27 protein-coding genes and 1 tRNA gene are annotated in these 23,547 nt (G+C 60.5%); 15 read left to right on the top strand and 13 right to left on the bottom strand.

All coding sequences use genetic code 11. The features are described 5' to 3' along the window. Positions 1-134 precede the first annotated feature (134 nt). From HQL44_12175 to HQL44_12155, 5 genes are read left to right on the top strand one after another with little or no spacing between them, the layout of a single operon-like run. Positions 135-446 (top strand): hypothetical protein, encoded by a 312-nt coding sequence (locus HQL44_12175; protein MBF0269336.1) that lies wholly within the window; start codon positions 135-137, stop codon positions 444-446. Beyond that, the gene (gene terL / locus HQL44_12170) at positions 443-1,933 is read left to right on the top strand and encodes a phage terminase large subunit (GenBank protein MBF0269335.1); all 1,491 of its coding nucleotides are present in this window, start codon (positions 443-445) and stop codon (positions 1,931-1,933) included. Before HQL44_12175 ends, terL begins: the two co-directional genes overlap by 4 nt. A gap of 9 nt (positions 1,934-1,942) precedes the next feature. Continuing rightward, positions 1,943-2,233, top strand: a complete 291-nt coding sequence (locus HQL44_12165) for a hypothetical protein (GenBank protein ID MBF0269334.1) — start codon at positions 1,943-1,945, stop codon at positions 2,231-2,233. Then, on the top strand, positions 2,230-2,655 hold the full coding sequence (locus HQL44_12160; protein MBF0269333.1) for a cell wall hydrolase: 426 nt from the start codon (positions 2,230-2,232) through the stop codon (positions 2,653-2,655). Before HQL44_12165 ends, HQL44_12160 begins: the two co-directional genes overlap by 4 nt. Before the next feature lie 11 nt (positions 2,656-2,666). Next, entirely contained in the window at positions 2,667-3,413 is a 747-nt protein-coding gene (locus HQL44_12155) for a M23 family metallopeptidase (GenBank protein ID MBF0269332.1), read from the top strand. A 16-nt stretch (positions 3,414-3,429) separates the two neighbouring features. Here the strand turns inward: HQL44_12155 and HQL44_12150 are convergent, their stop codons facing one another. The 3 genes from HQL44_12150 to HQL44_12140 form a co-directional block, all read right to left on the bottom strand. Then, the gene (locus tag HQL44_12150) at positions 3,430-3,918 is read right to left on the bottom strand and encodes a hypothetical protein (GenBank protein MBF0269331.1); all 489 of its coding nucleotides are present in this window, start codon (positions 3,916-3,918) and stop codon (positions 3,430-3,432) included. A 178-nt stretch (positions 3,919-4,096) separates the two neighbouring features. Further along, entirely contained in the window at positions 4,097-4,258 is a 162-nt protein-coding gene (locus tag HQL44_12145) for a hypothetical protein (protein MBF0269330.1), read from the bottom strand. A gap of 170 nt (positions 4,259-4,428) precedes the next feature. Next, complete coding sequence (locus HQL44_12140) at positions 4,429-4,917, bottom strand: hypothetical protein (protein MBF0269329.1); 489 nt, start codon at positions 4,915-4,917, stop codon at positions 4,429-4,431. A 167-nt stretch (positions 4,918-5,084) separates the two neighbouring features. Here HQL44_12140 and HQL44_12135 point away from each other — a divergent pair. Together HQL44_12135 and HQL44_12130 are read left to right on the top strand one after the other, a co-directional pair. Continuing rightward, a tRNA-Val gene (locus HQL44_12135) sits at positions 5,085-5,159 on the top strand. Positions 5,160-5,329: 170 nt separating this feature from the next. Next, entirely contained in the window at positions 5,330-7,795 is a 2,466-nt protein-coding gene (locus HQL44_12130; GenBank protein ID MBF0269328.1) for an EAL domain-containing protein, read from the top strand. On the opposite strand, the gene HQL44_12125 is transcribed toward HQL44_12130, so the two are convergent. Together HQL44_12125 and HQL44_12120 are read right to left on the bottom strand one after the other, a co-directional pair. Continuing rightward, positions 7,792-8,490 carry an RNA methyltransferase gene (locus HQL44_12125; protein ID MBF0269327.1) on the bottom strand — a complete coding sequence of 233 codons (699 nt, stop codon included), beginning with the start codon at positions 8,488-8,490 and terminating at the stop codon, positions 7,792-7,794. The genes HQL44_12130 and HQL44_12125 overlap by 4 nt on opposite strands. An 86-nt stretch (positions 8,491-8,576) precedes the next feature. Beyond that, on the bottom strand, positions 8,577-10,181 hold the full coding sequence (locus HQL44_12120; GenBank protein ID MBF0269326.1) for a citramalate synthase: 1,605 nt from the start codon (positions 10,179-10,181) through the stop codon (positions 8,577-8,579). 180 nt (positions 10,182-10,361) lie between these two features. Between HQL44_12120 and HQL44_12115 the strand changes: the two genes are divergently transcribed. Both HQL44_12115 and HQL44_12110 read left to right on the top strand, forming a co-directional pair. Beyond that, complete coding sequence (locus HQL44_12115; GenBank protein MBF0269325.1) at positions 10,362-10,730, top strand: STAS/SEC14 domain-containing protein; 369 nt, start codon at positions 10,362-10,364, stop codon at positions 10,728-10,730. A gap of 47 nt (positions 10,731-10,777) precedes the next feature. After that, positions 10,778-11,314 carry a hypothetical protein gene (locus HQL44_12110; GenBank protein MBF0269324.1) on the top strand — a complete coding sequence of 179 codons (537 nt, stop codon included), beginning with the start codon at positions 10,778-10,780 and terminating at the stop codon, positions 11,312-11,314. A gap of 157 nt (positions 11,315-11,471) precedes the next feature. On the opposite strand, the gene HQL44_12105 is transcribed toward HQL44_12110, so the two are convergent. From HQL44_12105 to HQL44_12085, 5 genes are all read right to left on the bottom strand, one after another. Then, complete coding sequence (locus tag HQL44_12105; GenBank protein ID MBF0269323.1) at positions 11,472-12,317, bottom strand: hypothetical protein; 846 nt, start codon at positions 12,315-12,317, stop codon at positions 11,472-11,474. A 197-nt stretch (positions 12,318-12,514) separates the two neighbouring features. Next, entirely contained in the window at positions 12,515-12,817 is a 303-nt protein-coding gene (locus tag HQL44_12100; protein ID MBF0269322.1) for a type II toxin-antitoxin system RelE/ParE family toxin, read from the bottom strand. Further along, a complete protein-coding gene (locus HQL44_12095; GenBank protein ID MBF0269321.1) occupies positions 12,810-13,043 on the bottom strand; it encodes a type II toxin-antitoxin system ParD family antitoxin in 234 nt (77 codons plus the stop codon). Before HQL44_12095 ends, HQL44_12100 begins: the two co-directional genes overlap by 8 nt. A gap of 128 nt (positions 13,044-13,171) precedes the next feature. Further along, positions 13,172-14,578, bottom strand: a complete 1,407-nt coding sequence (gene glnA, locus HQL44_12090) for a type I glutamate--ammonia ligase (protein MBF0269320.1) — start codon at positions 14,576-14,578, stop codon at positions 13,172-13,174. Between the two features lie 81 nt (positions 14,579-14,659). After that, the gene (locus tag HQL44_12085) at positions 14,660-14,998 is read right to left on the bottom strand and encodes a P-II family nitrogen regulator (protein MBF0269319.1); all 339 of its coding nucleotides are present in this window, start codon (positions 14,996-14,998) and stop codon (positions 14,660-14,662) included. Positions 14,999-15,221: 223 nt separating this feature from the next. Here HQL44_12085 and HQL44_12080 point away from each other — a divergent pair, with 223 nt between their 5' ends. Next, on the top strand, positions 15,222-16,391 hold the full coding sequence (locus HQL44_12080) for an aminotransferase (GenBank protein MBF0269318.1): 1,170 nt from the start codon (positions 15,222-15,224) through the stop codon (positions 16,389-16,391). Continuing rightward, entirely contained in the window at positions 16,385-16,669 is a 285-nt protein-coding gene (locus HQL44_12075) for a peptidoglycan-binding protein (protein MBF0269317.1), read from the top strand. The genes HQL44_12080 and HQL44_12075 overlap by 7 nt, the downstream gene beginning before the upstream one ends. A gap of 53 nt (positions 16,670-16,722) precedes the next feature. On the opposite strand, the gene HQL44_12070 is transcribed toward HQL44_12075, so the two are convergent. Both HQL44_12070 and HQL44_12065 read right to left on the bottom strand, forming a co-directional pair. Beyond that, on the bottom strand, positions 16,723-18,096 hold the full coding sequence (locus tag HQL44_12070; protein MBF0269316.1) for a CZB domain-containing protein: 1,374 nt from the start codon (positions 18,094-18,096) through the stop codon (positions 16,723-16,725). A gap of 32 nt (positions 18,097-18,128) precedes the next feature. Beyond that, positions 18,129-18,431 (bottom strand): STAS domain-containing protein, encoded by a 303-nt coding sequence (locus HQL44_12065; GenBank protein MBF0269315.1) that lies wholly within the window; start codon positions 18,429-18,431, stop codon positions 18,129-18,131. A gap of 196 nt (positions 18,432-18,627) precedes the next feature. On the opposite strand from HQL44_12065, the gene HQL44_12060 reads away from it, so the two are divergent. Both HQL44_12060 and HQL44_12055 read left to right on the top strand, forming a co-directional pair. Continuing rightward, positions 18,628-19,032 carry a hemerythrin family protein gene (locus HQL44_12060; GenBank protein ID MBF0269314.1) on the top strand — a complete coding sequence of 135 codons (405 nt, stop codon included), beginning with the start codon at positions 18,628-18,630 and terminating at the stop codon, positions 19,030-19,032. 129 nt (positions 19,033-19,161) lie between these two features. Beyond that, on the top strand, positions 19,162-20,031 hold the full coding sequence (locus HQL44_12055) for a MaoC family dehydratase N-terminal domain-containing protein (GenBank protein MBF0269313.1): 870 nt from the start codon (positions 19,162-19,164) through the stop codon (positions 20,029-20,031). Between the two features lie 6 nt (positions 20,032-20,037). On the opposite strand, the gene folD is transcribed toward HQL44_12055, so the two are convergent. Next, complete coding sequence (gene folD, locus HQL44_12050) at positions 20,038-20,910, bottom strand: bifunctional methylenetetrahydrofolate dehydrogenase/methenyltetrahydrofolate cyclohydrolase FolD (GenBank protein MBF0269312.1); 873 nt, start codon at positions 20,908-20,910, stop codon at positions 20,038-20,040. A gap of 148 nt (positions 20,911-21,058) precedes the next feature. On the opposite strand from folD, the gene HQL44_12045 reads away from it, so the two are divergent. Together HQL44_12045 and HQL44_12040 are read left to right on the top strand one after the other, a co-directional pair. Further along, the gene (locus HQL44_12045) at positions 21,059-22,048 is read left to right on the top strand and encodes a flippase-like domain-containing protein (protein ID MBF0269311.1); all 990 of its coding nucleotides are present in this window, start codon (positions 21,059-21,061) and stop codon (positions 22,046-22,048) included. A 4-nt stretch (positions 22,049-22,052) separates the two neighbouring features. Continuing rightward, on the top strand, positions 22,053-23,546 hold the full coding sequence (locus HQL44_12040) for a leucyl aminopeptidase (GenBank protein MBF0269310.1): 1,494 nt from the start codon (positions 22,053-22,055) through the stop codon (positions 23,544-23,546). Position 23,547: the final 1 nt, after the last annotated feature.

The following is a 23,547-nucleotide window of genomic DNA, read 5'->3' as shown; positions in this document are numbered from 1 at the left end:
AGTCTCAGCCGCTCCTTGATGGAACAGATCGTCTCGCATAACCGCAAGGTCGAGACCTTCTGCCGCTAAGTATGATCCGCCTGCCCCTGACCGGGCGGGCGGATTTTCTTTTTGTCTTTGCAAAGGATGATCCGATGACTGACGAGCTGGACGGTTTGAAACGTTCGCTGACCAAGATGCTGCCCCAGCGCATCTCGCATGCCGCCGAACGCTACGGCGATTTCTCGGCCCTGGTTCCAGGCGACACCGCCAAGGATTTCGCCGCCCATCACGCCGCCTGCAAGGCGGCCCTTTCCCACATCGATCTCTTGGTCAAGCTGCTGCGCTGGGCCGCCGGAGAGGGCAAGGATGACGAAGCCGGGGATTTGGGCGAAGACGGATTGCTGGCCAGGGCCAGGGCGGCGCTTGGCCATGACGAAGACGACGATGGGGAGGACGCGCCATGACCAAGGCCAGCTTCCTCGAATTTGTTTGGATATGGAACGAGCATCAGGCGCAAGGAACGCCCGACCTTCACAAGCGCATCGCTGGTTGGCTGGAAGCCAGGCTGAAAAGCCGCGAGCGCGAATTGCTGCTGATGGCCTTTCGCGGCTCGGGCAAATCGACGCTGGTCGGCTTGTTCTGCGCTTGGCGTCTGGCCAGAAAGCCCGACACGCGCATCCTGGTGCTGGCCGCCGACTTGGCCCTGGCCCGCAAGATGGTGCGCAACGTCAAGCGCATCGTCGAGCGCCATCCGCTGACCAAGGGATTGAAGCCCAAGAACCGCGACCAATGGGCGGCCGATCAATTCACGGTCGCCAGAAAAAGCGAGCTGCGCGATCCCTCGATGCTGGCCAAGGGCATCGGCGCCAACGTGACCGGCTCTCGCGCCGATATCGTGATCTGCGACGACGTCGAAGTGCCCAACACATCGGACTCGGCGCCCAAACGGGCCGACCTGCGCCAGCGTCTGCTTGAGCTGGATTTCGTGCTGGTGCCCGGCGGGCTGCATGTCTATGTCGGCACGCCGCACAGCTATTACACCATCTATGCCGCCCAGCCGCGCATGGAGGCGGGCGAGACGCAGGCCTTTCTGCAGGGCTTCGTCCGCCTGGAATTGGCGGTGCTGGATCAGAAGGGCCGCTCGCGCTGGCCTGAGCGCTTTCCCTTGGATCGCATCGCCAGCTTGAAGCGGCGCACGGGGGCCAACAAGTTCGAAAGCCAGATGATGCTGCGCCCCGTCAACATCGCCGAGGGCAGACTCGATCCCGACCGGCTGCGTCTGTACGAAGACGAGTTGGTCTATAGCGAGGGCAATGGCGAGGCGTTGCTGAAGCTGGCGGGCAAGCGTCTGGTCTCGGCCTCTTGTTGGTGGGACCCGTCTTTCGGCGCACCCGACAAGGGCGACAGTTCCGTCATCGCCGCCTTGTTCACCGATGAGGACGGCGGCTACTGGCTGCATCGCATCGCCTATCTCAAGCACGATCCGGCTATGGCCAGCGAGACGGACGAAGCCACGCAACTGTGCCGCCAGGCCCTGGAATTCGCCGACGCCGCCTATCTGCCCGCCATTCATCTGGAAGGCAACGGCATCGGCAAATTCCTGCCCGGCCTGTTGCGCCGCGAGATCAAGCGAGCGGGCAGAAAGATCGCCGTGGTCGAGATGCAAAGCAAGAAGGCCAAGGACAGCCGCATCATCGACGCGTTCGACGCCGTGTTGGCCGCCGGGGCCTTGAACGCGCATCGACAAGTCTGGGCAACGCCCTTCGTCGCCGAAATGCGCGAATGGCGGGCGGGCGGCAAAAGCCGCGACGACGGGCTGGACGCGGTGGCCGGATGCCTGTTGTGCGAACCGGTGCGCCTGAACGGCGCATCTTTGGCGACACAAGAGAAGCAACGCGCCGATTGGCGCCAAGGCCTGCCTTTCAAGGCGGGCGACGATTTCGATTTATAGGAGGACAAGATGACGATGGATTTTCTGTGGTGGATCGGCGCGGTCGAATTGCCTGTTCTGGCTGGGCTGTTCTGGCTGATCTGGAAGACAAGGCGCGACCTGGAAGAAGCGATGGACCGCGAGCGCGAAACCGCGCACGAGGCATTCGCCAATCTGCGCGAGGCCCTAAGCGCTTACAAGTTGGAAGTGGCGAAGTCTTACGCTTCGATCGGCTATATCAAGGACATCGAGCGCAGGCTGACCGAGCATCTGGTGCGCATCGAAGCCAAGCTGGACGGCGTGAACGGCGGCCGCCCATGAGCGCGCCTTTCGATCCCATCGACATTCTGGCCCGCACCCTGTGGGGCGAAGCCAGGGGCGAGACGAAGGCGGGGCGCGAAGCGGTGGCTTCGGTGGTGTTGAACCGCATCGCCTACGCCAGACAGAAGGGCGGGCGCTACTGGTGGGGCAATGATGTCGTGTCGGTATGCCTGAAGCCCTGGCAATTCAGTTGCTGGAACGCCAACGATCCCAACCGCGCCAAGCTGGAGGCGGTCGGGGTCGGCAACAAAATCTTCGATCAGTGCCTGCGCATCGCCCGCCAGGCGGTGGACGGAGAGCTGGAGGATTCTGTCTCGGGGGCCACCCATTACCATGTCGACGGATTGTCGCCGCCCTGGGCCAAGAGCCGCGAGCCGGTGGCGAAAGTGGGACGGCATGTTTTCTACAAGGATATCGGATAAGGAGAATGAGAATGTCGAGATCAAGAGAAGAGCTTCAGGCACTGGTGGCCGACAAGCGCTATTGGACGGACAAGGCCTATTACGATTACGTCACGGACGAATTTCGCAAGTCTTATGATGGCGGCGGCGAAATGGCTGGCGGCCCAGGCCTTGTTCACGTGCAGGCCTATCAGCAGGTCAGGAACGGCCAAGTGGTCGATGTCGCCGAGCATCAGCGCGGCGCTGGCGGGTCGGGGCAGAACGCGCCGTCCGTCTCGAAAGCGGAATTGCCCAAAATGCAGCCACCCGTGGCCTATCCGAAGATTCGAGGAGATGATGGGATGGGTGACGGAGTATTTGGCGCCAACCGAGACGAAGGAGAAAAGAAACGGTCGCATAAAGGTGTCGATATCGTCGCCAAGCCGGGGGAACCCGTCTTCAGCCCAGTGGATGGCAAGGTGGAAGTGCGCAAGCCCGATCCGACCGGGCGGGTGAATAACGGCGAATGGATCGAACCCTACCCCGACGATGCTAAAAAGCGAGGCAAGCTAAAGGGTGTCGGCATCATCACCGAGGAAGGTCATCGTGTGCGGCTTTTGTATGTCGATCCCGATGCCGTCGATTTGAAACCGGGGCAAAAGGTTCGGGCCGGGCAGGCCATCGGCGAGGCGCAGGACTTGTCAACGGTCTATATAAAAAAGATGACCAATCACGTCCATGTCGATGTCCAAAAGGGTGGCGTCTTTATCGATCCAACCGGGAAAGTATCAAAATGGTAGTAGGATTGGCACGTTGTCAGTCTACATACCAAGCAGCCCAATCGACGACGCGCCAATCGATGCCATCCGGCTTTACCCAGTAACTTGTTGGGCAACCGCTTTTGGGGCAGAAAGAGGAGTAATGAGCGTCAAGATTCTGGACAACAACTTTCACGTCGTCCGGGCGGAGGCCGTCCGGCTTTTCCCAGTCTTCCTTGAGGATGTCCTTCCTGGTCAGGATTTTCACCGACAGAATCCGGTAGCGGAATTTTTCCTCCGGCTGGTCCTGGTAATGAAAATCGGGGTGCCCCGCCCTGGCGCACATCGCCTTGTCGATCCGGCTGGTGCAGGCCAGGAAGGTTTCGACCGCGCAGACGGGGCTTTTGGGGCGGTCGATGCAGTCGGAGGTGGCTGTCGTCGGCGTGATGACGCGGATTTGTTTGGGATTGACGTCTTCCCAGGCCGATGCCGACTTGGCAAGGGCGAGGCACAGCAAAGCGATCAGCGTCAGAGCGGTTAAGCGCATGTCCTTTACCCCAGGGACTTGGATGGTCGCTGGGGCAGCCTAGCACAGGCGGGGCAGGATTTCGACCCGGTGTCGAAAGTGGGACGGCATGATATTTACAAGGCGCTGGAGTGTGGAGAGATGGACAGTATGCGCCCCTGCCAAATCTCTGCTCGGACTGCTGGAAAAAGGGACTTCGTTAGCCGGCCTTTGCCGCGCGGGTATGGCGAAGAAACGCTTGGATGTCGTCTTCGCTGTAGCCGAGCAACCGACCGAGTGCGATGTCATCGTCCTCGGTCGGCTTGCGTTGATCTTGGAACAGCGCCTTTTTGAAGTCATGCGCGACCGCAATCCGCCACACTTCATTTGGAAGCGCATAGTAAAGGCAGCGGAAGGCAAGATTGTCGTCCGGAATGTCGAAGGTCTATCCCAATGGGATGACCAGCCATGTCCATATCGACGTCAAGAAAGATGGCGTTTTTATCGATCCAACCGGGAAAGTATCAAAATGGTAGTAGGATTGGCGCGCTGTCAGTCTACGTCCCAGGCAAACCAACTTACGACGCGCCAATCGATGCCATCTGGTTTGACATAGTATGTATACTTGCAGCCGCTTTTGGGGCAGAAAGAGGAGTAATGCTCGTCCAGATTCTGGACGACCACTTCCACATCGTCCGGGCGGAGGCCGTCCGGCTTTTCCCAATGCCATTTGGGGATGTCCTTCTTGGTCAGGACCTTGACCGACAAGATCCGGTAGCGGAATTTTTCCTCCGGCTGGTCCTGGTAATGAAAATCGGGGTGCCCCGCCCTGGCGCACATCGCCTTGTCGATCCGGCTGGTGCAGGCCAGGAAGGTTTCGACCGCGCAGACGGGGCTTTTGGGGCGGTCGATGCAGTCGGAGGTGGCTGTCGTCGGCGTGATGACGCGGATTTGTTTGGGATTGACGTCTTCCCAGGCCGATGCCGACTTGGCAAGGGCGAGGCACAGCAAAGCGATCAGCGTCAGAACGGTTAAGCGCATGTCCTTTACCCCAGGGACTTGGATGGTCGCCGGGACAGCCTAGCACAGGCGGGGCAGGGGCGCTTCCCTCCTCCTGCTGCAGCCGGTCAGAAACCCCTTGCCAAGCGGCCATCATGCGGTTAAAAGGCCCCTTCGCGGGACCGCCAGCCGGTTCCTTTTGCGAATCAGGGCGCTTAGCTCAGCGGTAGAGCACTTCCTTGACATGGAAGGGGTCACAAGTTCGATCCTTGTAGCGCCCACCATTTTACACTTTGGCCAAGGTTATAATACCTAGCCAATTTGTAGACCTGTACGGTCAGAAAACGGTCAACAAAATCCACAGAGTCAGTTAGGGTAGGTCCAAACCTGTAACTTTTCCAGCTCCTAGCAGGCATGCATGGGGCAGAACCTGTGCTGTTTTGGGCGACAACCGATGAGCCAGTCCCGCAACGACGCGAACGCCGCAGGCACTTGGGGTCTTCGCTTGGTCGAATTGGTCAGCGATCTGATTGCCATCGTGCAGGATGGCAGGCTGGTTTACGCCAACGTCTCGGGCGCTCGTTTGCTGGGTTTCGACGGCCCTGCCCCCCTGATCGGCAGGCAGGTCGCAGAGCTGGCCCATCCCGATTATGCCGAACTGATGACCGAGGAAGGGTTGGGCCTGTTGGCCGACGAACAGGGGTCGGTCACCATCAAGCTGATGCGCCCGGGCGGCGGCGAACTGGATGTCGATCTGACCGTGCGCAAGCTGGGCGACGTAACCGGCGGCTTCATGATGGAAGCCAGGGACATCACGCAAAGCAAGCGCTCGGCCGAGGCGCTGCGCGAGCGCGAGGCCAAGCTGGCGGGCATTCTGGATGCGGTGATCGAAGCCATCATCACCATTTCCACCGACGGGCGCATCCAATCCTTCAACACCGCGGCCTGCCGCATCTTCGGCTACATGCCCGAGGAAATCATCGGCCAGCCGGTGTCGCGTCTGATGCCGGAACCCTACGCCACCGAACATGCCGCCTACATGCAGCGTTACGCCAAGGGCGGCAAGACCTGGATCATGAATGTCAGCCGCGAACTGCCGGGGCGCCGACGCGACGGCACGGTCTTTCCCATTGAAATTCACGTCACCGAACTGCGCCAGAGCAAGGAACAGCTGTTCATCGGCGTCATCCGCGACATTTCGGACCGCGTGAAGGCCGAAGAACGCTTGCGCCTGTCGGCCGCTGTGTTCGAAACGGCCGCCGAAGGCATCATGGTGACCGACGACGATTTCAATGTGACGGTCGTCAACAGCGCCGTCAGTTCGATCACCGGCTTTTCGGCCGACGAGATCGTGGGCCAGAAGCCGCCTTTCCTAAGCTCGCCCTTCCAAGACGAACGTTTCTACCTGCTCTTGTGGGAATCCCTGATGCGCAGCGGCGTCTGGGAAGGCGAACTGTGGGACAAGAAGAAATCGGGCGAACGCTACGCCCAGCGCCTGTCGATCTCGTCGATCAAGGACGAGCAGGGCATGGCCTTGCAATATGTGATGGTGTTCAGCGACATCACGCGTAGGCGCTTGGACGAGGAACGCATTCTCTACCAAGCCACGCACGACATGCTGACCGAACTGCCCAATCGCATGCTGTTCCTGGAGCGCCTGAGCCTGGCGGTCGAAAGCGCGCACGACCGCAGCCGCCGGGGCGCCTTGCTCTTCTTGGATCTCGACGGATTCAAGCTGGTCAACGACACGCTGGGCCATGACATCGGCGATTTTCTGCTGCGCGAAGCCAGCCGGCGGCTGGTGCATGTCTCGCGCGACACCGACACGCTGGCCCGCCTGGGCGGCGACGAATTCGCCGTGCTGATGCCCGACATCGCGTCCGAGCAGGAAGTGATCAGCCAGGCCGAAACCATCATCGAGGCGATGCGCGTTCCCTTCGATCTGGAAGGCTACGAGGCCTTCGTCACCTCGAACATCGGCATCACCTTGTTTCCCGACGCTTCCGACAGTCCGCAAGCGCTGCTGAAGAACGCCACGGCGGCCAAGACCAAGGCCAAGGAACAGGCCAAGGCCAATTACGCCTTCTTCACGCCTGACATCACCGACGCCTTCAACGAGCGCCTAGCCATCAAGACCAATCTGGTCAAGGCGCTGGATCGCGGCGAATTCCACCTGCTTTATCAGCCCAAGCTGGACATGTCGTCTGGCATGATCCATGGCGTCGAAGCCTTGCTGCGCTGGCGCAATCCCTGGCTGGGCTTCGTCTCGCCGGTGCGTTTCGTCCCCGTGCTGGAAGAGACCGGCCTGATCGTCGAAGTGGGCGAATGGGTCATCGAAACCGCCTGCCGCCAGCAGCGCGCCTGGGCCGATGCGGGCTTTAAGGACATGAAGATCGCGGTCAATCTGTCGGCCAGACAAATTCGCCCCGGCCTGGCCGAAATGGTGGAAGGCATCTTGAAGAAGACCGGCGCTTGCCCGACCTGTATCGAGATCGAGATCACCGAAAGCCTGATCATGGGCGATGCCGATCTGGCTTCGCAGTTGCTGAAGGATCTGGCCGCCATGGGCATCCCGCTGGCCATGGACGATTTCGGAACCGGCTATTCCTCGCTCAGCTATCTTAAGCGCTTCCCGCTCGACACCATCAAGATCGATCGCTCCTTCGTCAAAGACCTGATCGCCGACAGCGACGACGCCGAAATCGTGCGCACCATCATCACCATGGGCCATTCGCTGCGCAGGCGCATCGTGGCCGAAGGCGTTGAAACCACCGAGCAGCTTTCGGTGCTGAACGATCTGGAATGCGATGAAATCCAGGGCTATCTGGTCAGCCCGCCGGTGGCCCCGGAACGGATCGTGGAAATGCTGCTCGCCCCGCCCGGCCCTGGTCTTTTGAAATCCATCGGCGCCGCCGTTTAAGGCTTGACCCCGTTTCTCGGGACGCGCACCAATTCGGCCACCACGCCGTGCAGGGTGCGCACTTCCTGCTCGGTCATGCCGGCTCGCTGGAAGATGTTGCGGATGTTGCGCACCATGGTCGGGCGCTTGTCGGCCACGCGCAGGAAGCCGCATTCGTCCAGTTCGCGTTCCAGATGCAGGAAGAAATTTTCCAGCTCTTGTTTGCTGGCCGGTTTCGCGTCGCCCGAAGCCAAGCGGCTGTCCGGCGTCTCGTCGCCCGCCTGGAACCATTCATAGCCGATCAGCAGCACCGATTGCGCCAGATTGAGCGAGGCGAAGGCGGGGTTCAGCGGCACCGAGATCAGGGCGTCGGCCAGGGCCAGATCGTCATTCTCAAGGCCGGTGCGTTCAGGTCCGAACAGAAAGCCCACGCGTTCGCCCTTGCCATGCGCCTCGCGGGCTTCCAGCGCCGCTGCCCTCGGGGTGACGATGCGCTTGGTCATGCGCCTAGTTCGGCCCGTGGTGGCGTAAACGCGGTTGAGATCAGCGATCGCCTCGCTGGTGGAGGCGCAGATGCGCGCCGCCGCTAAAATTTCGTCCGCCCCCGACGAGGCGCGGCGCGACAATTCATTGGGCCATTTCGGCTTGGGATTGACGATGCGCAAATCGTGCAGCCCACAATTGGCCATCGCCCTGGCGGTGGTGCCGATATTCATCGCCAATTGCGGCGACACGAGAATGACGGCGGGGGCCAGCGGATCGGGGGCGGCCTGTAGGGACGAATCGGTGCCCGAGGCCTTGCTCACGGTTGGGCGCCGTCGCGCAGCAATTTATAGGTGATGCTGTCGGAAAGCGCATCGAACGAGGCGTCGACCACGTTGGTGGAGACGCCCACCGTCGACCAGCGCCGCCCGCTTTTGTCGGTGCTTTCGATCATGACGCGGGTGACCGCGTCGGTGCCGTCGCCGGGGCCGGCCCCTGGCGTGAAGATGCGCACCTTGTAATCGACCAGCTTCAAATCTTCCAGATAACCCGTGTAGGGGCGCAGCAACTTGCGCAGCGCCGCATCCAGCGCATTGACCGGGCCATTGCCCTCCGCCACTTCCATCGCGTCTTCGTGGCGCACCTGGCCCTTGACCGTGGCCTCGCTGACCAGGGCGAAGCTGCCGTCGCCTTGCCATTCGCGCCTTGTGATGACGCGAAAGCTTTTTAGATCGAAGAAGGTCGGCACCTGGCCGAAGAAGCGGCGCACCAGCAATTCCAGGCTGGCTTCCGCGCCGTCATAGGCATAGCCGTCATGCTCGCGCTGCTTGACCTCTTCTAGCATGCGCGACACTTTGGGGTCGCGGCTGTCGACATCGACCCCCAGGTCGCGCAGCGTGGCCAGAATGTTCGAACGCCCGGCCTGATTCGACACCACGACATGGCGGTGATTGCCCACCAGTTCCGGCGAGATGTGCTCGTAGCAGCGCGGATCCTTCTCGACCGCCGAGACATGCAGCCCGCCCTTGTGCGCGAAGGCGCTGGCCCCCACATAGGGCGCTCGCCTGTCGGGAGCGCGGTTGAGGCGCTCGTCCAGCACCCGGCTGACATGTTTCAGCTTGGTCATGTCCGAGGGCGTGATGTTGGTTTCATAGCCCATCTTCAGCACCAGATTGGCGGCGATGCTGATGAGATTGGCGTTGCCGCAGCGCTCGCCCAGCCCGTTCAGCGTGCCCTGCACCTGGCGCGCCCCGGCCCGTACCGCGGCCAGCGAATTAGCCACCGCATTGTCGCTGTCATTGTGGCAATGAATGCCCAGATGCGTGCCCGGCACGCGGGCCGTGACCTTGGTTACGATCTCTTCGATCTCGTGCGGCAACGCGCCGCCGTTGGTGTCGCACAGCACCACCCAGCGTGCCCCCGCCTTATAGGCGGCCTCGATGCAAGACAGCGCGTAATCGGGATTGGCCTTGAAGCCGTCGAAGAAATGTTCGGCGTCGAAGATCGCTTCATCCACGCGGGTCTTGGCGTAGGCGATCGATTCCGAAATCATGCGGATGTTTTCGGCCAGCTCGATGCCCAGCGCCACCTCGACCTGGAAATCCCAGCTTTTGCCGACCATGGTGACGGCCCTGACGCCGGGCGCGAACAGGGCCTGAAAGCCGGGATCGTTCTCGGCCGAGCGGCCCTGGCGCCTTGTCATGCCGAACGAGGTGAAGCGGGCGCGCGACAGGGCGGGCAGATTGGAAAAGAAGGAATCGTCGGTTGGATTGGCCCCCGGCCAGCCGCCCTCGATGTAATCGATGCCCAAACGGTCAAGCTCGGCGGCGATGGCCAGCTTGTCGGCCACCGAGAAATCGACGCCCTGGGTTTGCGCGCCGTCGCGCAGGGTGCTGTCGTACAGATAGACGCGCTTGTCGGACATGACTGAAAAACCTGCTTCTTTTGCCAAAATCGGGCGTGAACCGGGGCGTCAGAATGCCCCAACTGGGCCGAATGCTCAAGGCTGTGCTTGGCATGCGGTTTTTGCAACTCCCCCGAATGTCGAAATTATGATATTGTTAACCATTGTGGAGGTGGGCCTCTTGCGACCCGGAGGGTCGGCATGCTCGAAATTCAACCCGAAAGCCGGGGCGATTTTTTAAGCGTTTGCGCCATCGGCAAACTGACCGACAGGGACTACCGCAAGTTCGGACCCCAACTGGATCGGCTGGTGGCCGAACATGGGCGCGTGCGCGCCCTGATCGACATGACCGAATTCGAAGGCTGGACGGCCAAGGCCGCCTGGATGGATTTCATCTTAGGCATTCGCCATTGGAACGATTTCGAACGCTGCGCCCTGATCGGCGACCGTTCCTGGGAGCGCGCCTCGGCCGCCGCCATCAACGCGCTTAGCGAGTCCAACATCCGCTTCTTTACCGCCAACCAGCGCCGCGAAGCCTGGGTCTGGACGCACGAAAACAATAAGGCATAATGCCGGTGCGTTTGAATTGACGGCGAGCAAAGAGGCGACAGAGGCGCATGGGTGAAGAGAAGCCGCCGGAGCTGGTTTCCGGATTCAATTGGACCGCGGGTCTGCTGTCTTTCGCTGTCAGCGCTTTCTTTGCGGGCGGCGGATTCATTTTTGCGGCGAAATTCCTGCCAGATACCGAGGCGGCGTTTGTGGGCGTGATTGGCCTTGTCTTCGGCTTGTTCTTCACTTTGCTGGCGCTGCCCTATGTGCGCATCATCTGGGTGGCGCTGGTCAAGCCCGTTATCCTGCGCATCGGCGATGAAGGGCTTTACTACGCGGTTGCCAGCGACGATACGATTCCCTGGGACAAGGTGATCGCCGTGGTCAAGTCGAAGAACAAGCACACGACATCGTTCAATGTCTATGTCGATCCCGCCTTGCCCGTCAGGCCGACCCTGCTGGCTAGGCTGCTGGGTGCTGCGGACCAGAATGTGATGGCGATCGCCAGCAATGTCGTGAGGGCCAACGAAGACGATGTGCATCTGGCGCTGGAGCGCCATCTGCCCGAAGAAAAGCGCCGGAACATGCCCTATTGGGTGGCGTAGGGGGATTTCTCGGAAGTAGGGGCGGGCGGCCAAGTCCATTCCTTCTCATCCCACTCGGACTCAGGCGTGGGAATCAGACACTCGTTTTCTGCTGCGGCAAAAGCCGCGTCCCAGCCTTGGCGTGGCGGGTATTTTGGTCTTGGCGCTTCTTGCTGTGTCATGGGGATTGGTCCAGTTCCGCCAGCCAGCGCAGATAGGAAGCGGCAGTGCTGACGGTCAGAACGGCAAGCGAAAGAGGCGGTTGTACAGGCTCTTCCTCGCCCTGGCCGTGACGATAGTAGTGAACCCCGTCCACCCAATCGGAAAAACCGGCCAGCATTTTTATGGTCGCATGCGAGGCGGTTTTGTCGGCAGACAATTGGGCTTTCACGACAGGTTCAAGATGCTGCTTGATTTCTGCGCCGCCTAACCGCTGCGCCGGAAACATCAGCTTGAAAAGAATCTCGACCGCTTCGAATGCCGAGCGCATGGCGTTTTTGCCATCTGGCGGAATTTTGTCAAGTTCGGCATAGGCCTTTTCGAACTCGGTCAACACGCCGTTGTAGCGGCTGCTGCCAAGTCCTTTGATTGTTGAAGCCTTGTTGTGTTCGAATTCCGCGTCGACGGCAGGGTGAACGCCGCCTTGGTCATCGACGATATAGCCGACGTTTTCTTCCTGAAAGATGCTGCCAATCTCTTTAATCCACTTTGCGTGAACCCTCTTATTCCCACCTGATTCCAAAATCTGATTTGCAACGATAGTAACTAAGTTCAGCAAGTCGACGAGTTCTAAAGATTCAAAAAATGCGTCATAATTGTACCCGCCAAACGCTCTTGGGTAGCTCGGAAGACGCAGGCCAAGTTTGCCTTGCAAGCGAGTAGAAATGTTATTGATCTCGCGCAGGCCTAATTCAGCAAATAGAACGTACATTCGCCTCCGAATTTTTGGGTTGTCATTTGTCGGCTGGCCGCGTTTGAGATAGACGTGACCATAGAGTTGACCGAGGGGTGGCGTGTCGTTCATGGGAATTCCAGGGCGATTGCAAGCCGTACAACTATAGCGGCACGTCCGCCTGACTGCCAACATTCAAAGATTACGTCATGCCCGGACTTGATCCGGGCATCCATGGATTGCCGGGTCAAGCCCGGCAATGACGAAAACGTAGATGGCGTCCCCCCCCGAAGCAAAACCCCCGCCGATGTGCGGGGCTTGCATTTGCACTACCCCTCATTCGCTATATGCCGCTTGGCGTCCATCGCATCATGCAGGATGCGTACGATGAATACGCCGCCAAGTTCTGTCAGATAGAAAACCAAGTGCCGGGCATGGTGGTGGCAATGAAGTCCTTCGTGTAGGTCAGGCACAGCGTGGCCCAGGCTGGGATTGTCAGCCAGGCTTTGCAGGCAATCGCTTAAGGAATTGAAATAGGCGTCGGCCTGGACTTCGCCAAAGGCCTGGAAGGAATAGACGTAGATTCCATCAAGGTCATCGGCGGCCTTGTTGGAAAGAACATACTCACCCATGCTTCAACCGCGTCTTGGCGGCCTTCATCACATCGCCCGCTTTCTTGGGGCTGCGCCCGCTCTGCAAACCTTCGGCAATCGCGGCCTTCAATTCCTGATGGCGCCGCTGGTCGTGGCGGATGAGGTCGCGGATATAGTCGCTGGCATTTGCATAAACACCGCCTTTAACTTGGGTTTCCACCCAGTCGCGCATGGGGTCGGGCAGGGATACGTTCATCGTCGCCATGAGGGCCTCCGTTTTGGGCATTATGGCAGATTTTGGCAATGATTGCCATTCCGTTCAAATCCCCCCAAAGCAAAACCCCCGGCTTTCGCCGGGGGTTCGCATTTTTCCGATACGCGATCCGAAGAAAATCAGACCGAGTAGTACATCTGGAATTCGACCGGATGCGGGGTGTGCTCGAACTTGTAGACTTCCTCGTACTTAAGCTCGATATAGCTCTCGATGAAGTCGGCCGAGAACACTTCGCCCTTGGTCAGGAAGGCGTGGTCGGCGCGCAGGGCTTCCAGGGCCTCGCGCAAGCTGCCGCAAACCGTGGGAACGTTCTTCAGTTCCTCGGGCGGCAGGTCGTACAGGTTCTTGTCCATCGGATCGCCGGGGTGGATCTTGTTCTCGATGCCATCCAGGCCCGCCATCAGCATGGCCGAGAAAGCGAGATAGGGGTTCGCACCCGGATCGGGGAAGCGAACTTCAACGCGCTTGGCCTTGGGGTTGGTGGCGTAGGGGATGCGGCAAGAAGCCGAACGGTTGCGGGCCGAATAGGCCAGCAGCACCGGGGCTTCGAAGCCGGGGATCAGGCGCTTGTAGCTGTTGGTCAGCGGGTTGGTGAAGGCGTTGATGGCCTTGGCGTGCTTGATGATGCCGCCGATATAGTACAGCGCCTTTTCCGACAGATCGGCATAGCCCGAACCGGCGAACAGCGGCTTGCCGTCCTTCCAGATTGACTGATGGCAATGCATGCCCGAACCGTTGTCGCCGAACAGGGGCTTGGGCATGAAGGTCGCCGTCTTGCCGTAGCTATGGGCCACGTTATGGACGACGTACTTGTAGATCTGCATGAAATCGGCCTGCTGGAGCATGGGGCCGAACTTGCAGCCCAACTCGTCCTGGCAGCTCGCCACTTCGTGATGGTGCTTTTCGATTTCCAGGCCCATCTCACCCATGACGGTCAGCATCTCGGCGCGCAGGTCGACATGGCTGTCAACGGGAGCGACGGGGAAGTAGCCGCCCTTGACGCCGGGGCGGTGGCCCCAGTTGCCTTCGGCGAATTCCTTGCCCGACGACCACGAGCCTTCGTCTGACTCGAGATGATAGAAGGCATGGTTGATGCCCGAGCCGAAGCGCACATCGTCGAAGACGAAGAATTCGGCTTCGGGGCCGAAATAGACGGTGTCGCCGACGCCCGACGACTTGACATAAGCCTCGGCGCGCTTGGCGATCGAACGCGGATCGCGGTCATAAAGCTGGCCGGTGGCGGGTTCCACGATGTCGCAGAAAATGATCAGGTGCGGCTGGGCGGCGAACGGGTCCATGACGGCCGTGCTGCAATCAGGCATCAGGATCATGTCGGACTCGTTGATCGACTTCCAGCCGGCGATCGAGGAACCATCGAACATGATGCCTTCGGTCAGCATGGCTTCGTCGACGGTGTTGACGTGCTGGGCGGTGTGCTGCCACTTGCCGCGGGGGTCGGTGAAGCGGAAATCGACGTACTTGACGTCTTTTTCCTTGATCATCTCCAGAACTTTCTTTGCGGACATGTCTGTCTTCCTGTTGGGATGGGGTTAACGGATGAGGTGAACGGACGGGCCTGGCGTTTCGGCCCAGGACAAGGCAGGACGCTAGATGGCGTCGTTGCCCCGCTCGCCGGTGCGGATGCGGATGGCTTCCTCGACCGGGCTGATGAATATCTTGCCGTCGCCGATGCGGCCCGTATGCGCGGCCTGTTGAATGGCCTCGACGGCGCGCTCGATGAGATTGTCCTCGATCACCAGTTCGATCTTCACCTTGGGCAGGAAATCGACCACATATTCGGCGCCCCGATACAGTTCGGTATGGCCCTTCTGGCGGCCGAAGCCCTTGGCTTCGGTGACGGTAATTCCTTGCAGGCCGATCTCGTGAAGGGCTTCCTTCACTTCGTCGAGCTTGAAGGGCTTGATGATGGCTTCGATTTTCTTCATGGACGTCTTCGCTGGCATGAGAGAAACGAATGGGTGACCGCCCTCTTGAGGGACGCCAACCTCTAGCACGGTTTGTGCCAGACCGGAAACCGGAAAAATCCCCATAAAAGGCGGGGAATGGGCAAGTCGCTGCCCAAGCTTGGGGCAACCTGCCCAAACATAGGGCAGATTTGGAAATCTTGGGGTCTGTGTTAAGGTTTGCGCTCCAAAGAAGGAGGGTCGGGTGAAGCCGGGCAACAGCATTCTTTCCAGTTATGGAACGACCATTTTCGAGACCATGTCGCGCCTTGCCGCCCAGCATCAGGCGGTCAATCTGGGCCAAGGCTTTCCGGAAGGGCTGGAATGCCGCGAGGTGATCGAGGCCTGTGCTGCCGCCGTTCTGAAAGGCCCGCACCAATATCCCTCGATGATGGGCACGCCGGACCTGCGCCAGGCCATCGCCCTCCATGCCAAGCGCTTCTACGATCTGGATGTCGATTGGCAAAGCGAGGTGATGGTGACCTCGGGGGCCACCGAAGCCCTGGCCGATTGCCTTTTGGGGCTGATCGAGCCGGGCGACGAAGTGGTGCTGATCGAACCCTTGTATGACAGCTATCTGCCGATCATCAGAAGGGCGGGCGGCATTCCCAAGCTGGTGCGGCTAAGCCCTCCCTTGTGGGAACTGCCGCGAGAAGAACTGGCGAAGGCCTTTTCCGACAAGACCAAGCTGATCCTTTTGAACACGCCGATGAATCCGGCGGCCCGCGTTTTCGACCTGGGCGAATTGCAGTTCATCGCCGACCTTGTCATCAAGCATGACGCCTACGCGGTCTGCGACGAAGTGTATGAGCATCTGATTTACGATGGTCTTCTCCATGTGCCGCTGATCACCTTGCCCGGCATGCGCGAGCGCTGCGCCCGCATCGGCTCGGCTGGCAAGATCTTCTCGCTGACCGGCTGGAAGATCGGCTGGGTGGTGGCGGCGCCCAAACTGCTGCAGCCCATCGTGAAGGCGCATCAGTTCGTCACCTTCACCACGCCGCCGATGCTGCAAGACGCCGTCGCCTTCGGACTCTCGCTTCCCGATTCCTTCTTCGCCAAATTGAAGACCGATTTGGCGGCCAGGCGCGACAAGTTGAAGGCCGGATTGCAGCGCATCGGGTTCAAAACGTTGGAGGCCAAGGGCAGTTATTTCCTGTCTGCCGATTTCAGGCCGCTGGGCTACAAGGGCGCCGACGCCGATTTCTGCCGCTACATCACCGAACAGGCCAAGGTGACGGCGATCCCGGTCAGCGCCTTTTATCAGGACGATCCGCCCGACCATTTCGCCCGCTTCTGCTTTGCCAAGAAGGACGAGGCGATCGATGAGGCGCTGGCCCGCCTGCAGCGCTTTTTCGGAGAAAGGGAATGCTGAGGCTCAAGCCCGCTGTTCTGGCCCTGGCGATCCTTCTTGCCTCTGCGCCCGTTTGGGCGCAAGCGACGTCGCCCGCCGGCGAGAACCGTCAGTTCGTGCAGACCGTCCAAGAGATGCTGGCCAAAACCGGGTATATGGCGCCCAGCGAGGCCGATGGACGGCTGGGGGCCAAGACCCGCGACGCCATTCGCCGCTTCCAGAAGGACAGCGGCGTCAAGGAGGACGGGCGGCTGACCCCGGAACTGTTCGAGCGCCTTGCCAAGAAGGCGCGCGATTAGGCTTGCAGGACTCGAGGGGCGTAATCTCGCCCCTTGCCTGCTTGCAAGAAAAACTATAGCTGCGTCAATTCGTCAAGCAGACGCTGCACTTCCTGCGACGGCTTCTCGATCTTCGCGATCGTGTCGACGGCGGCTTCGAAATTGCCGTCATTGAACAGCCTGGCCGCCTCGATGCCGTATTTATGGACTTCGGCGTGCGGGGCGACGATGGCCTTGAAGGCGGGGTGGTTCTTGAAACGGTCGTCGGTGACGGCGTCGTACCATTTGCCCAGACGGCAGGAATGATGGTCGGCCAGTTCGTTGGGGTTGAGCTTGGTGCGCCCCACCAGCATTTCGGCCAGCCGCCTGCGCCAGATCATATGGTCGGACTTGGCCAGATGCGCCACCTTGTTGCGGATCTCCAGCGCCGCCAGATCGACCAGCATTTCCGTCAACAGCACGCCGCCCTTTTCCGACACGTCCAGCAGTGCGCTGATTGCTTCCGAATCCTTGCTCGACGTCTCGGCGATGCCTTCCAGACTTTGCGCGATCTCGCCCGCCGCCGAACGCTGCTGCACCAGATGGTTGGAAATGTCTTGCATCAGGGCGGTCACGTCCTTGATCTCGCGTTCGGCCTCTTGCATCTTGCCGACGGTGGCCAGCACCACCCGCTCGCCTTCCTCGACGCGCCCGGTCCCTTCGTTCATGGCCGAAAGAATGCTGTCGGTTTCCTCGTTCAGGCTGGCGATGCGCTTCCTTATGTCGTGGGTGGCGCTGGTCGTCTGGTTGGCCAACGTCTTCACTTCATGGGCCACGACGGCGAACCCCTTGCCTGCTTCGCCCGCCCGGGCCGCCTCGATGGTGGCGTTCAGGGCCAGGATGTTGGTTTGCCTGGCGATGTGGTCGATTTGGTCGACGATGGAACTGATGCGTCCCGAGGCCTCGGCCAAGCGCGAAACGCCCACCGACGCCTTTTGCACAGTCTCGACGATGGCGCGCACGGATGAAACGGCGTGCTCGGCCTCTTTCGCCCCTTCGATGGTGATGGTTTGCACGCTTTCGGCATTGGTGGCGGCCAGCTCCGACGTGCGGCTGATCGCCTGCACGGCGGTAACCAGTTCCTCGGTCGAAGCGGAAATGGCGGTGGTGCGGTTGGTCATCTCGCGCACGCTGCGCATGGTTTCCACGGCGCGCATCACAACTTCGTTCATCAGCACCGACATGCCGACCGTCTGCTTCAAGGATTTCAGGCCGCGCCCTTCCAAGACACCCGCCAACTCGACCAGCTTGGACAGCAACCGGTCCTCGGCGTTGGGCACCGACTGGTAGGCGCCCTTGATCAGGTTGTCGATGGCGGCAATGGCGCCGTCCACGGCGCTTTCGCCTTGCTGTTGGGTCGGTGACGATTGTTGGGTGGGCAACGCTCCCTTTTGAGCGAACAGCGCCATGAAAACCTCCTCAAGCAGCGTTTCTTAAGCTGTCATTCCATCGTGAAAATTTTGGCCAGCTTGGCGATCTGCACCATATGTTCAACCTGGCCCTGGGGCTTTCGCAGCACCACGCTTTTGCTTCTGGCCTCGGCGGCGTCCTTGACGATCAGGAGCATGCCGACGCCGAAGCTGTCGATGAATTCCAGCCGGTTCAGGTCGAAGATGGCGCGCTGGTAGACATTCTTGGTCACGTCCTGCAGGACGGTTCTGAATTGCTTGTGGTCCTTAAAGGTCATACGGCCGGAAAGCGTGAAGATCAGATCGCCGCCGATGGCTTGAGACGTGCATTCCATAACAACCCCTCGGCGCCGCCAATTGGCGCCATCCACAAGTCAGATTGCGAGCAGAATAGGCACTCACCTTGATGTTGGTCAAACTTATTTAATACAAATCAGCGAGGTGAAATATGATCGCAAGATAAATCCACCCCAGGGGTTGCCAAGCCAGGGGGGGGAGGTAAGTATTGGATAAAAGAGAAAGGATTTACGCATGCCCATTCATTGGCGGGACGCCATGTCGGTCGGCAACGAGATGATCGACGAGGACCATAAGAAACTGTTTCTTTTGGTGAATCTGTACGAGGGAGCCATCGCCAAGCACAATCTGTTCGAATTGAAGGTCGCCTTTCAGGGGCTGATGGAATACACGGCCCAGCATTTCGAACGCGAAGAAAAGTTGCAGGCCGCGATTTGTATGCCGGGGGCCTCGGGCCACCGCCAGGAGCATCGCGAACTGGTCAGCCGCCTGGAAAATTTCAACAGGACCCTGAACGACGCCAGCCAGCCCCGCATTTCAATCGAAGTGGCCAGCAAATTCCTGCATGATTGGATCGTCAGCCATGTCTTGAAATCGGACATGAAAATGCGCCCCTTGCTGACTGGCGCTCCCCGGTAAAGTCTTAAATTGTTGAACTCTAATAATTATAGCATTATCAATAGATAATGATGAATCTTAGACACGTCTTGACATGATGGGACGTAAACGGTTATTACGATTGGAGTAAACGATATAGGATTCAGGGGCATGGACGCTGCTCTGGCTGACCGCGCCGCCGCTCCCGACCACCAGGAATGGGTCGGACGCAGGGAAGAAGCCGTGGATCTGGTCACGTCGGGGCCGGTGATGGCGCTGGCCGCCCTGCTCGATTACGAAACAACCCCCTGGGCGTCCGGCACGCTGCCGCCGCTGGCTCATTGGTTCTACGCCCTGGCCCGCACGCCTCAAGCCCAGCTCGATCAAGATGGCCATGAAAAGCGGGGTGGATTCTTGCCGCCCATCGACCTGCCCCGGCGCATGTGGGCGGGCGGCCAGCTTTCCTTCCTGCATCCGGTACGTTTCGGCACGATATTTCGCCGCTCGTCGAAAATCGCAAGCGTCGAGTCCAAGCAGGGCCGTTCGGGCCCGCTGGTTTTCGTGACGGTCGAACATCGCTATGAAGACAGCAAGGGCCTTGCCATCCAGGAGCGCCAGGATCTGGTGTACCGCGCCGCCCCTGGCGCGGCTGCCGCCAAAACCGTCACCTTGCACGCGCCGCCCTCGCGCGAGGCGGATTGGGAGCGCGCAGTCAAGCCGGACCCGGTGATGCTGTTTCGTTATTCGGCGCTGACCTACAACGCGCATCGCATTCATTACGACCGCGATTTTTGCACCCAGCACGAAGGCTATCCCGGTCTGGTCGTGCACGGACCCTTGATCGCCACCCTGCTGGCCGATCTATACGTGCGCAACAATCCGGCGGCCCGGGTGATCGACTTTGCCTATCGCGCCCAGTTGCCCCTGTTCGACGCCGCCGCCTTCACCTTGCGCGGCAAGGCGACGACGGACGGGGCCGAATTATGGGCGCTGACACCCGAAGGCCAAGTCGCCATGTCGGCGCAATTGAAGGCGGGCTGATAAGCCCTACTGCTTCCACTGCATTTTCGCAGCCTTCAGCGTATTGAACAGAAGGCAGGCGATGGTCATGGGACCCACGCCGCCCGGAACCGGCGTGATCGCCTTCGCGACGCCCATCGCCTCTTTGGTGGCGACGTCGCCCACCAGCTTCGTTTTGCCGCCCTCGGCCGGAATGCGGTTGACGCCGACATCGATCACCACGGCACCCGGCTTGATCCAGTCGCCCTTCACCATTTCCGGCCGCCCGACGGCCGCCACCAGAATGTCGGCGCGCTGGCAGACTTGCGGCAAATCCTTGGTTTTCGAATGCGCAATCGTCACCGTGCAGCTTTCGGCCAGTAACAAAGCCGCCATCGGTTTGCCCACGATGTTCGAGCGTCCGATCACCACCGCTTCCAGTCCGGCCAAGCTGCCCAGGCGATCCTTCAGCAGCATCATGCAGCCGGTCGGCGTGCAGGCGACCAGCGCGTCTTGTCCGGTGGCCAAACGCCCGGCGTTGATGACGTGAAAGCCATCGACATCCTTGTCAGGCGAGATGGCGTTGATCACGGCCTGCTCGTCGATCTGCTTGGGCAGGGGCAACTGCACCAGAATGCCGTTGACGCCGTCGTCGCGGTTCAGGCTTTCGACCAGCGCCAAAAGATCGGTCTGGCTGGTTTCGGCGGGCAGGACATGGTGGATTGAAGACATGCCCACCGCCTTGGTCTTCTCGACCTTGTTGCGCACATACACTTGGCTGGCCGGGTCTTCGCCCACGATCACCACCGCAAGGCCTGGGGTTTTGCCCGTCTTCTCCTTGAGCTGGGCCACGTCGGCCGCCACCTGGGAAAGCAGTTTTTCGGCGAAAGCCTTGCCGTCGATAAGCTGGGTCTCGGTCATGGATGGTCCCCGGTAAGAGAAAAGTGGCGAAAATTAGTCCTTTCGGCGCAAAAAAACCAGCCCTGCTTGGCTATGGGGCGGGTTGCGCCCAGGACATAAGACGGGTAAACAAAGGAACGCCCCCTCCTTTTGCTGCAAGGCTCCCGGAATGTCCAAGAAAAGCCTGATCTACGCGCTGAAATTCGCGTTGTCGGCTGCGCTGGTCGCCTATCTTTTAGGCAAAGTCGATCTGGCCCATTCCTGGGAAAGGGCCAAGAACGTCGATGCCTTGTGGCTGTTGGGGGCTGCTTTCCTGTTTCTTATGCAGATCGTCCTGGGGGCTTTGCGCTGGCGGGCGGTCAGCCGGGCCATTTCGCAGGAATTGTCGGTTGCCTGCATGTTCAGGCTTTACTACATCAGCACCTTTTTTGGCTTGGTCCTGCCGGGCGCCGTCGGATCGGACGCCGTGCGCATCTGGATGGCTCACAAGTCGGGCCTGAAGCTGGGCGGCGCCATCAATGGCGTGATGCTGGAACGCATCGTCACCGTGCTGGCCTTGCTGCTGCTGGTGGTGGCGACCCAACCTTTCTTGCTGTCTCGCATTTCCGATCAGGGATTGGGCTGGATATTCCCCCTGATGTCGCTGGCCGCCGTGGCGGGCATCGTGCTGATCATGGTGCTGGACCGTTTGCCCGGCCATCTGGACAAGTGGCGTCTGGTGCGCGGCCTTGCCCAATTGGCCCAGGACACCCGCAAGCTCTTCTTGAAACCGGTCCACGCTTTCCCGGTAATGTTCCTGGCCATCTTCGGCCATATCAACTATTCGCTGGTCGTTTACGCGCTGGCCCAGGGGCTTGATATCAACGTCAGCGTCATCGATTGCTTGGTGCTGGTGCCGCCGGTCATGCTGGTCATGACGCTGCCGATCTCGATTGCCGGTTGGGGCGTGCGTGAAACCGCCATGGTCACCGCCTTCGCATTCATCGGCGTGCCTGCCGCCGCCTCGCTGGTGCTGTCGATCCTGCTGGGATTGCTGGGCACCGCGATGTCGCTGCCGGGCGGATTGGTCTGGTTCCTGTCGCCCGACCGTCAGGCAGCGCGCGACGCCGCCACCGCGCCGATTGAAGAACCGTCTCCCGATCCCGACGCCACGAGGTAACATTATGAAGATCGTTTTCGCCAAGCCCGCCATGCCGCAAAAAGGCGTTCTGATCGTGGGCGTTCTCGAGGGCCGCAAGAAGCTGCCCACCGCGATGGCCATCGACGCCAAGACCAAGGGCGCGCTTAAGAAGCTGTTCGACGTCGCCCGTTTCGAAGGGCGCAAGGATCAGGTGGCGAGCCTGATGGCGCCGCCCGGCCTGAAGCTGGCCCGCGTGATCGCCATCGGTTTGGGCAAGGCGTCCGAGATCGATGAAAAGCGGCTTGAGGCGTTCGGCGCCAAGGCGGCGACGGAAGCCCTGGCCTCGGGCGAGGCCGAGGCGGCGCTGGCGGTCGACGCCATTCCCGGCTGCAAGATCATTGAGGCCAGCATGGCGGCCCACATGGCCCTGGGGGCCAATCTGAAATCCTGGCGCTTTGATCGTTATTTCACCACCGAGAAGCCCGACGACAAGCCCAAGCTGAAGCTGTTCACGCTGCTATGTCTGGACGTCGCCGGGGCCAAAAAGGCTTTCCTGCCTTTGAATGCCGTCGCCGAGGGCGTGCGTCTGACCCGCGAGTTGCAAAGCGAACCGGCCAACATCATCCATCCCGAAAGCATGGCGGCGCGCGCTCGCGAATTGATCCGCCTGGGCGTCAAGGTCGAGATTCTGGGCGAGGCCCAGATGAAGCGGCTGGGCATGAACGCGCTGTTGGGCGTGGGGCAGGGCAGCATCCGGGAATCGAAACTGGTGGTGATGCGCTGGACCGGGGCCAGAAACAAGCAGGCCGCGCCGGTCGCCATCGTCGGCAAGGGCGTTACCTTCGATTCGGGCGGCATCTCCATCAAGCCCGCGGGCGGCATGGAAGAAATGAAGTGGGACATGTCGGGCGCCGCCGTCGTTTACGGCCTGATGAAGGCCTTGGCCGGGCGCAAGGCCAGGGTCAATGTGGTGGGCGTGGCTGGCTTGGTCGAGAACATGCCGTCGGGCACTGCGCAGCGCCCGGGCGACGTGGTGCGCTCGATGTCGGGTCAGACCATCGAAGTGATCAATACCGACGCCGAAGGCCGCCTGGTGCTGGCCGATGCGCTGTGGTACTGCCAGAACCGCTTCAAGCCGACGGCGATGATCGATCTGGCCACCCTGACCGGCGCCATTCTGGTCGCCCTTGGTTCCGAATATGCGGGCCTGTTTTCCAACGACGACAAGCTGTGCGAGCGCTTGACGTCGGCGGGCGAGTCGGTGGGCGAGCCGCTTTGGCGCCTGCCGATGGGCGAGGCCTACGACAAGATGATCAAGTCGGACATCGCCGACATGAAGAATATCGGCGACGGCAAGGCGGGCAGCATCACCGCCGCCCAATTCCTGAAGCGCTTTGTGAACAATGTGCCTTGGGCGCATCTGGACATCGCGGGCACCGCCTGGGCCAAGAAGGATCTGGCCACCGTGCCCAAGGGGGCCGCCGCCTTCGGCGTGCGCCTGCTTGACCGGTTCTTGCAAGAAAACTACGAGCGTTGAA

Source organism: Alphaproteobacteria bacterium, from assembly GCA_015231795.1.
Classification (GTDB): domain Bacteria; phylum Pseudomonadota; class Alphaproteobacteria; order Rhodospirillales; family WMHbin7; genus WMHbin7.
This window is presented reverse-complemented; position numbering and strand designations above follow the sequence as displayed.

What these genes read in the sequence shown, in the direction of transcription:
- HQL44_12175 (MBF0269336.1), top strand. Translation starts at nt 135, where the DNA reads ATGACTGACGAGCTGGACGGTTTGAAACGTTCGCTGACCAAGATGCTG.
- terL (MBF0269335.1), top strand. Translation starts at nt 443, where the DNA reads ATGACCAAGGCCAGCTTCCTCGAATTTGTTTGGATATGGAACGAGCAT.
- HQL44_12165 (MBF0269334.1), top strand. Translation starts at nt 1,943, where the DNA reads ATGACGATGGATTTTCTGTGGTGGATCGGCGCGGTCGAATTGCCTGTT.
- HQL44_12160 (MBF0269333.1), top strand. Translation starts at nt 2,230, where the DNA reads ATGAGCGCGCCTTTCGATCCCATCGACATTCTGGCCCGCACCCTGTGG.
- HQL44_12155 (MBF0269332.1), top strand. Translation starts at nt 2,667, where the DNA reads ATGTCGAGATCAAGAGAAGAGCTTCAGGCACTGGTGGCCGACAAGCGC.
- HQL44_12150 (MBF0269331.1), bottom strand. Translation starts at nt 3,918, where the DNA reads ATGCGCTTAACCGCTCTGACGCTGATCGCTTTGCTGTGCCTCGCCCTT.
- HQL44_12140 (MBF0269329.1), bottom strand. Translation starts at nt 4,917, where the DNA reads ATGCGCTTAACCGTTCTGACGCTGATCGCTTTGCTGTGCCTCGCCCTT.
- HQL44_12130 (MBF0269328.1), top strand. Translation starts at nt 5,330, where the DNA reads ATGAGCCAGTCCCGCAACGACGCGAACGCCGCAGGCACTTGGGGTCTT.
- HQL44_12125 (MBF0269327.1), bottom strand. Translation starts at nt 8,490, where the DNA reads ATGAATATCGGCACCACCGCCAGGGCGATGGCCAATTGTGGGCTGCAC.
- HQL44_12120 (MBF0269326.1), bottom strand. Translation starts at nt 10,181, where the DNA reads ATGTCCGACAAGCGCGTCTATCTGTACGACAGCACCCTGCGCGACGGC.
- HQL44_12115 (MBF0269325.1), top strand. Translation starts at nt 10,362, where the DNA reads ATGCTCGAAATTCAACCCGAAAGCCGGGGCGATTTTTTAAGCGTTTGC.
- HQL44_12110 (MBF0269324.1), top strand. Translation starts at nt 10,778, where the DNA reads ATGGGTGAAGAGAAGCCGCCGGAGCTGGTTTCCGGATTCAATTGGACC.
- HQL44_12105 (MBF0269323.1), bottom strand. Translation starts at nt 12,317, where the DNA reads ATGAACGACACGCCACCCCTCGGTCAACTCTATGGTCACGTCTATCTC.
- HQL44_12100 (MBF0269322.1), bottom strand. Translation starts at nt 12,817, where the DNA reads ATGGGTGAGTATGTTCTTTCCAACAAGGCCGCCGATGACCTTGATGGA.
- HQL44_12095 (MBF0269321.1), bottom strand. Translation starts at nt 13,043, where the DNA reads ATGGCGACGATGAACGTATCCCTGCCCGACCCCATGCGCGACTGGGTG.
- glnA (MBF0269320.1), bottom strand. Translation starts at nt 14,578, where the DNA reads ATGTCCGCAAAGAAAGTTCTGGAGATGATCAAGGAAAAAGACGTCAAG.
- HQL44_12085 (MBF0269319.1), bottom strand. Translation starts at nt 14,998, where the DNA reads ATGAAGAAAATCGAAGCCATCATCAAGCCCTTCAAGCTCGACGAAGTG.
- HQL44_12075 (MBF0269317.1), top strand. Translation starts at nt 16,385, where the DNA reads ATGCTGAGGCTCAAGCCCGCTGTTCTGGCCCTGGCGATCCTTCTTGCC.
- HQL44_12070 (MBF0269316.1), bottom strand. Translation starts at nt 18,096, where the DNA reads ATGGCGCTGTTCGCTCAAAAGGGAGCGTTGCCCACCCAACAATCGTCA.
- HQL44_12065 (MBF0269315.1), bottom strand. Translation starts at nt 18,431, where the DNA reads ATGGAATGCACGTCTCAAGCCATCGGCGGCGATCTGATCTTCACGCTT.
- HQL44_12060 (MBF0269314.1), top strand. Translation starts at nt 18,628, where the DNA reads ATGCCCATTCATTGGCGGGACGCCATGTCGGTCGGCAACGAGATGATC.
- HQL44_12055 (MBF0269313.1), top strand. Translation starts at nt 19,162, where the DNA reads ATGGACGCTGCTCTGGCTGACCGCGCCGCCGCTCCCGACCACCAGGAA.
- folD (MBF0269312.1), bottom strand. Translation starts at nt 20,910, where the DNA reads ATGACCGAGACCCAGCTTATCGACGGCAAGGCTTTCGCCGAAAAACTG.
- HQL44_12045 (MBF0269311.1), top strand. Translation starts at nt 21,059, where the DNA reads ATGTCCAAGAAAAGCCTGATCTACGCGCTGAAATTCGCGTTGTCGGCT.
- HQL44_12040 (MBF0269310.1), top strand. Translation starts at nt 22,053, where the DNA reads ATGAAGATCGTTTTCGCCAAGCCCGCCATGCCGCAAAAAGGCGTTCTG.